The sequence below is a fragment of the Streptomyces rubellus genome (genome assembly GCF_036323805.1).
In the GTDB taxonomy this organism is placed as follows: Bacteria; Actinomycetota; Actinomycetes; order Streptomycetales; family Streptomycetaceae; genus Streptomyces.
Genome location: NZ_JAZDCX010000035.1, coordinates 41671 through 47670, shown reverse-complemented (window position 1 = coordinate 47670; position 6000 = coordinate 41671). Strand labels below are relative to the sequence as shown.

General features: G+C 73.6%; 4 protein-coding genes. 2 read left to right on the top strand and 2 right to left on the bottom strand.

What is annotated here, in order from left to right:
* Positions 1-327 precede the first annotated feature (327 nt).
* Together V1L54_RS27845 and ptsP are read left to right on the top strand one after the other, a co-directional pair.
* Positions 328-777: a PTS sugar transporter subunit IIA gene (locus V1L54_RS27845; protein ID WP_330120922.1), complete on the top strand. Its 450-nt coding sequence runs from the start codon at positions 328-330 to the stop codon at positions 775-777.
* Between the two features lie 89 nt (positions 778-866).
* On the top strand, positions 867-2549 hold the full coding sequence (gene ptsP, locus V1L54_RS27840) for a phosphoenolpyruvate--protein phosphotransferase (RefSeq protein ID WP_330120921.1): 1683 nt from the start codon (positions 867-869) through the stop codon (positions 2547-2549).
* A gap of 61 nt (positions 2550-2610) precedes the next feature.
* Here ptsP and V1L54_RS27835 read toward each other — a convergent pair whose 3' ends face one another.
* The gene (locus V1L54_RS27835) at positions 2611-3669 is read right to left on the bottom strand and encodes a DUF8829 domain-containing protein (RefSeq protein WP_330120920.1); all 1059 of its coding nucleotides are present in this window, start codon (positions 3667-3669) and stop codon (positions 2611-2613) included.
* A 90-nt stretch (positions 3670-3759) separates the two neighbouring features.
* A complete protein-coding gene (locus tag V1L54_RS27830; RefSeq protein ID WP_330120919.1) occupies positions 3760-5802 on the bottom strand; it encodes an acetoacetate--CoA ligase in 2043 nt (680 codons plus the stop codon).
* Between the last annotated feature and the right edge of the window lie 198 nt (positions 5803-6000).

Genomic DNA, 6000 nt, shown 5'->3' with positions numbered 1-6000 from the left:
GTTTCCGACTTTACCAGCCTTCCCGCAGAGTCCGAAATTCGCTCTCCGCCGACCGCAGGCATGCGGACAAACGGAACCGAACCGGATACGGAAGGAGGTTTGGTTGGACACGCCCCTGACGCTGTCGGCGTCGGACGGAAGTACGAGGGTACATGGGGGCAGGAACGGAAGCAAATCGATTCGGCGGGCGCCGGGCAGGCCCCGGACAGGCCGTCGTACGCGCGTTCACGGAACCGGGCGGCCCGGTGTCCTACGCTTCTGGTCAGTCGCCGGTCACGGACGCACAGTGACGGCGGCCGCACGATCCCCGCTCCCCGGGAGGTTCCCATGACCACCGTGACGTCCCCGCTGGCCGGACGCGCCATCGGCCTCGCGGCCGTACCCGACCCGGTGTTCTCCGACGTGATGGTGGGCCCGGGAACCGCTGTGGACCCGGTCCGCGAACCGTCCGTCGCCGTGGCACCCGTGGACGGCATCATCGTCTCACTGCATCCGCACGCCTTCGTCGTCGTGGATGACGAAGGCCACGGCGTACTGACGCATCTGGGTATCGACACGGTGCAGCTGAACGGTCAGGGTTTCGAGCTGCTGGCCGCCAAGGGCGACACCGTACGCCGCGGCGACCCGGTCGTCCGCTGGGATCCGTCCGAGGTGGAGGCATCGGGAAAGTCGCCGGTGTGCCCGGTCGTGGCACTGGAGGCCACTCCCGACGCGCTGGCCGACGTGGTCGAGGAGGCGGACGTGCCGGCCGGGGGCACGCTGTTCACCTGGCGGTGACTCCGGCCGGCTGCCCGGCCGCCGTGAGGGCCGGGAGCGAGGCGTCCGCACGCGCACCCACCGAGACGAAACCGACCGGGGACGGTGACATGGAGACAACGCTTCGAGGTGTCGGTGTGAGCCACGGGGTGGCGATCGGCGAGGTACGGCACATGGGCACGGCGGCGCTGGAGCCGCCTCCGGGGCAGACCTCCCCGGAGCAGGTGCCGCACGAGCAGGGCAGGGTACGCCAGGCGGTGGACGCCGTGGCCGCCGATCTGGTGGCGAGGGGGCACCTCGCGGGCGGAGAGGCCCAGGACGTGCTGGAGGCCCAGGCCATGATGGCCCGGGATCCCGAGCTGATGATCGACGTGGAGCGGCGCATCGCCATGGGCGGCACCGCCGAGCGCGCGGTGCACGACGCCTTCGCCGCCTACCGGGCACTGCTCGCCGGGGCGGGCGAGTACCTCGCCGGGCGGGTGGCCGATCTGGACGACGTGCGGAACCGCGTCGTCGCCCGGCTGTTGGGGGTGCCGATGCCGGGGGTGCCGGACAGCGCCGAACCGTATGTGCTCGTCGCACGCGATCTGGCGCCCGCCGACACCGCGCTGCTCGATCCCGCGCTCGTTCTCGGCTTCGTCACCGAGGAGGGCGGTCCCACCAGCCACACCGCCATTCTGGCCCGGTCGCTGGGAGTGCCCGCGGTGGTGGCGCTGACGGGTGCCGTGGAACTGGCCGAGGGCACGGTCGTCGCGGTGAACGGCAGCACGGGCGAGGTCTTGGTGGAGCCGGGCCCGGAATGCCGGGCGGAGCTGAGCCGGACCGCCGAGGAGCGGAAGGCGGCGCTGGCGGCGGCGGCCGGGCCCGGCGTGACGTCCGACGGCCACCGGGTGCCGCTGCTGGCCAACGTGGGCGGGCCGGCCGATGTGGCGGCGGCGGTCCGGGCCGGTGCCGAGGGGATCGGTCTGTTCCGCACGGAGTTCCTGTTCCTCGAGGACGGCCGGGAGGGCGGGGCGGCCGCGCCGTCGGAGGAACGGCAGGCGGCGGCGTACCGGCAGGTGCTGGAGGCCTTCCCGGAGGGACGCGTGGTGGTGCGGGTGCTGGACGCCGGCGCGGACAAGCCGCTGGCGTTCCTCACCCCGGCCGACGAGCCCAATCCGGCGCTGGGAGTGCGCGGGCTGCGGACGCTGCTCGACCACCCCGAGGTGCTGCGGACCCAGTTGCGCGCACTCGCCCGGGCCGCCGCGGGGCTGCCCGTGCATCTGGGGGTCATGGCGCCGATGGTGGCCGACCGGGCCGACGCCGGGGCGTTCGCCGATGCCTGCCGGGAGGCGGGGCTGCGAGCCGATGTCGGGGCCATGGTGGAGGTGCCCTCGGCGGCGCTGCGGGCCCGTTCGGTGCTCCGGGAGGTGGAGTTCCTGTCGCTGGGCACCAACGATCTGGCGCAGTACGCCTTCGCCGCCGACCGGCAGGTCGGCGCCCTTTCGCGCTACCAGGATCCCTGGCAGCCCGCGCTGCTGGATCTGGTCGCCATGGCGGCGGGAGCGGCCCGCGCCGAGGACAAGAGCTGCGGTGTCTGCGGTGAGGCGGCCTCCGATCCGCTGCTCGCCTGCGTGCTGACCGGACTGGGGGTCACGAGTCTGTCCATGGGGGCTTCGGCCATCCCCTATGTGCGGGCGGCCCTGGCCAGGCACACCCTGGCCCAGTGCGAGCGGGCGGCGGCCGCCGCCCGCGCCTCGGAGAGTGGTGCGGAGGCGCGGGCGGCGGCGCGGTCGGTGCTGTCCGGGGAGTGACCGACCGCGCGGGAAGCCGCTCGTCCCGCGCCGGGCGGACTGGGGCTCCTGCGGGCCCTTCTCACCCCTCTCTGCCTTCTCGTTTCTCCTCCTCTTCTGGTCCGTCCGGTCCGTCCGGTCCATCCGCACTGTTCGGTCCGTCCGCCGTCCCGGGGCGGGAGAGCGGGAAGCCCGCGCGGTACAGGAGGCCCGGTTCGGGCGGGACCGGCTCCCCCGTGCGGGCATCGGTGCAGTAGGCCGAGAAGACCTCCGCTTCGGAGAGCGGGCGGAGCCGGCCGCCGGTCAGGCTCCAGCCCCGGACCTCCTCCCCTCCGTCTTCCCCTCCGCCGCGTACGGTGCGCATCACCACGCCGCCGGGGCGCTCGGTGGCGATGCCCGCGGCGAGCACCGCGCGGAAGACGAGTTCCTCGGCCGCGCCCCCGCCGGTGGCCGGCGCCGGGGGTGCGGGCGCGCCCCGCGGTGCGCTTCCGGTGTGGAGCACCGCGACCAGCGGGCCGGTTTCCCCGGTGACACTGCACACCAGGTGGTGGGTACCGGGCCCGGCGGAACCGGTGATCCGTACCAGGAGCCGGGCGGCCTCGTCGAGCGCCGCGGCTCCGATGTCCTCCCCGCAGTCGGTGCAGGGACCGAGGCCGGCGAGCAGTTCGGTGGCGCGTTCCCAGGTGTCCTGCCGTTCCCAGCCGTCGAGCAGCAGGGGCAGCAGCCGGCCGATGGGCTGGCCGCGGTACCGCACGGTGGCGCCGGTCGCGGCGACCTCCGCGACGTAGCGGGTGCGGCTGTCCGGTGTGTCGGGGTCGATGCGCTCCTGGACGCAGAAGTGCTCGTAGTCCGCCGGGTCGAAGAGGCCGACGCGGGTGTGGATGCCCTGGGCCGTGAGCGAGCGCAGCAGCCCCTCCGTCTGCCGCAGGTAGGTGTGGTGGTCGGCGAAGGCGAACGTTCGGTACCGCCGCATGGCCGTGAAGCCCGCCGCGTCGGCCACGACGGCGACCGTGCTGGGTGCCTCCCTGCGCAGGGCCCGGCGGGTGGCCGCCGGCCCGTGCCCACCCGGTCCGGCGGGACGGCGCCCGCTTCCCCGCCTGCCGGTCCGGTCGCGGCGGTCCCGGTCATCGGTGTGTGCCATGTCTCCCCCTGAGTGGTGTGTCCGTACAGTCACTCAACGTAACGGAGAGGTCTGACAGCGGTCCGGGAGACGGTCGGGCAGGCGGCCGGATCAGGTGGCGCGGCGTTCGCGGGCGAGGCGTTCGTAGAAGCGGAGGAGCTCCACGTCGTCGACCGAGCCCGGGTTGACCGCCCTGTCCAGTTCGGCGCCCTGCAGCAGCCGCTTGACCGGGACCTCGAGCCGCTTGCCGGTGAGGGTGTGGGGAATGCCCCGCACCTCGATGATCTCGTCGGGGACGTGCCGCGGGGAGAGGTGTTCGCGGACGGTACGCCTGACGCGGTCGCGCAGACCGTCGTCGAGGACGGCTCCCTCGGCGAGCTGGACGAACAGCGGCATCCAGTAGCCGCCGTCGGCCTGCTCGACTCCGATGACGAGGGACTCGCGGATCTCCGGAAGGCGTTCGACGGCCTCGTAGATGTCGGCGGAGCCCATGCGGACGCCCTGCCGGTTGAGGGTGGAGTCGGAGCGGCCGTGAATGACGACGGTGCCGCGCGAGGTGAGGGTGGTCCAGTCGCCGTGCCGCCACACGCCGGGGTACGTGTCGAAGTAGCTGTCGTGGTAGCGGGAGCCGTCGGGGTCGTTCCAGAAGCTCACCGGCATGGACGGCATGGGGTTGGTGACGACCAGCTCCCCGACCTCGTCGACCAGGGGCTTGCCGTGCGGGTCCCAGGACTGCAGGTCGGTGCCCAGGCAGGGGGCCTGGAGCTCGCCGACGTACACCGGGAGGGTGGGGACGGCGCCCGCGAAGCAGCTGCACACGTCGGTGCCGCCGCTGACGGAGGCGATCCACATGTCCTCGGCGACCTCGTCGTGGATCCAGCGGAAGCCGTCGGGAGGCAGGGGTGAGCCGGTGGTGGCCACGCACCTGACGCGGGAGAGGTCGAGGTCGCGCCCGGGGTGGACGCCGGCCTTGCGGCAGGCCATGACGTACGCGGCGGAGGTGCCGTACAGAGTGGTGCCGGTGCGTTCGGCCACCCGCCACTGGGCGTCGGTGCCGGGATGGCCGGGACTGCCGTCGTACAGGACGACGGTGGTGCCGGTCAGCAGGCCGGAGACGAGGAAGTTCCACATCATCCAGCCGGTGGAGGTGTACCAGAAGAAGCGGTCGCCGGGGCCCAGGTCGCAGTGCAGGCCGAGCTGTTTGAGGTGTTCGAGCAGGATGCCGCCCTGGGACTGGACGATGGCCTTGGGCAGTCCGGTGGTGCCCGAGGAGTACAGCACCCACAGCGGGTGGTCGAAGGGGACGTGCTCGAAGACCGGTTCGGCCGACGGGCCGTCGGCGGCGGTGAGGTCCTCCCACTCCAGGGCACCGTCGGGGGCGGGACCGCCGAGCAGCGGGATGTGGACGACGGCGCGCAGGGAGGGCAGCTCGCGGCGCAGTTCGGCGACGGTCCCGGTGCGGTCGTGTTCCTTTCCGCCGTAGCGGTAGCCGTCGACGGCGAACAGCACGACGGGCTCGACCTGCCGGAAGCGGTCCAGGACGCTGCGGGCGCCGAAGTCGGGGGCGCAGGAGGTCCACACCCCGCCGACGGCGGCGGTGGCCAGGAGGGCGACGACGGCCTCGGGGATGTTCGGCAGGTAGCCGCTGACCCGGTCGCCGGGGCGCACCCCGAGGCGGCGCAGCTCGGCGGCCAGCGAGCCGACCCGGCGGCGCAGTTCCTTCCAGGTGACGGGGACGGGCCGGTGGCTCTCGTCGACGTACAGCAGGGCGGCGTCGCCGGCGCGGGCCGGGTCCTTCCCGGCGCGCAGCGCGTGTTCGGCGTAGTTGAGGGTGGCGCCGGGGAACCAGCGGGCGCCGGGCATGGCGCGGTCGGCGAGGACGGTCTCGTACGGGGTGGCGAAGTCCACGTCGAACCACTCGGCGACCGCCTGCCAGAAGACGGGCAGTTCCGCCACGGACCAGCGGTGCAGCGCCGCGTAGCCCGCCGCCGGATCGCCGGGCACGGCCGCCGGGGCTCCGAAGCGTTCGGCGGCCCAGGCCTGGAAGCGGGTGAGCCGGGCGGCGTCGATCCGGTCGGGGGCGGGCCGCCAGAGAGGTTCCGGGCGGTCCGGCAGGTCCGGGGTGGTCGGTGCGGCACTGTGCTCGTCGGTCATGGCGGCTCCCGGGCTGTCTTCCACGCGTCGTGTGCGTCGCCTCCGCGCACCGTCCGGTCCCCGGGGTGGTGGCCGGGGGGTGCGGGTGCGCGTCGGCTGTTCAGGACGATGCCATGTGATCGGGTTCCGCACCAGGGCGGGAGGCCTGTCCCGGTGCTCCGGGAAGATGATCCAACCGCGGGGGGACACCGGGTGAAC

Excerpts from the sequence above, each read along its gene's own strand:
- V1L54_RS27845 (WP_330120922.1), top strand. The coding sequence starts at position 328 with ATGACCACCGTGACGTCCCCGCTGGCCGGACGCGCCATCGGCCTCGCG.
- V1L54_RS27835 (WP_330120920.1), bottom strand. The coding sequence starts at position 3,669 with ATGGCACACACCGATGACCGGGACCGCCGCGACCGGACCGGCAGGCGG.
- V1L54_RS27830 (WP_330120919.1), bottom strand. The coding sequence starts at position 5,802 with ATGACCGACGAGCACAGTGCCGCACCGACCACCCCGGACCTGCCGGAC.
- ptsP (WP_330120921.1), top strand. The coding sequence starts at position 867 with ATGGAGACAACGCTTCGAGGTGTCGGTGTGAGCCACGGGGTGGCGATC.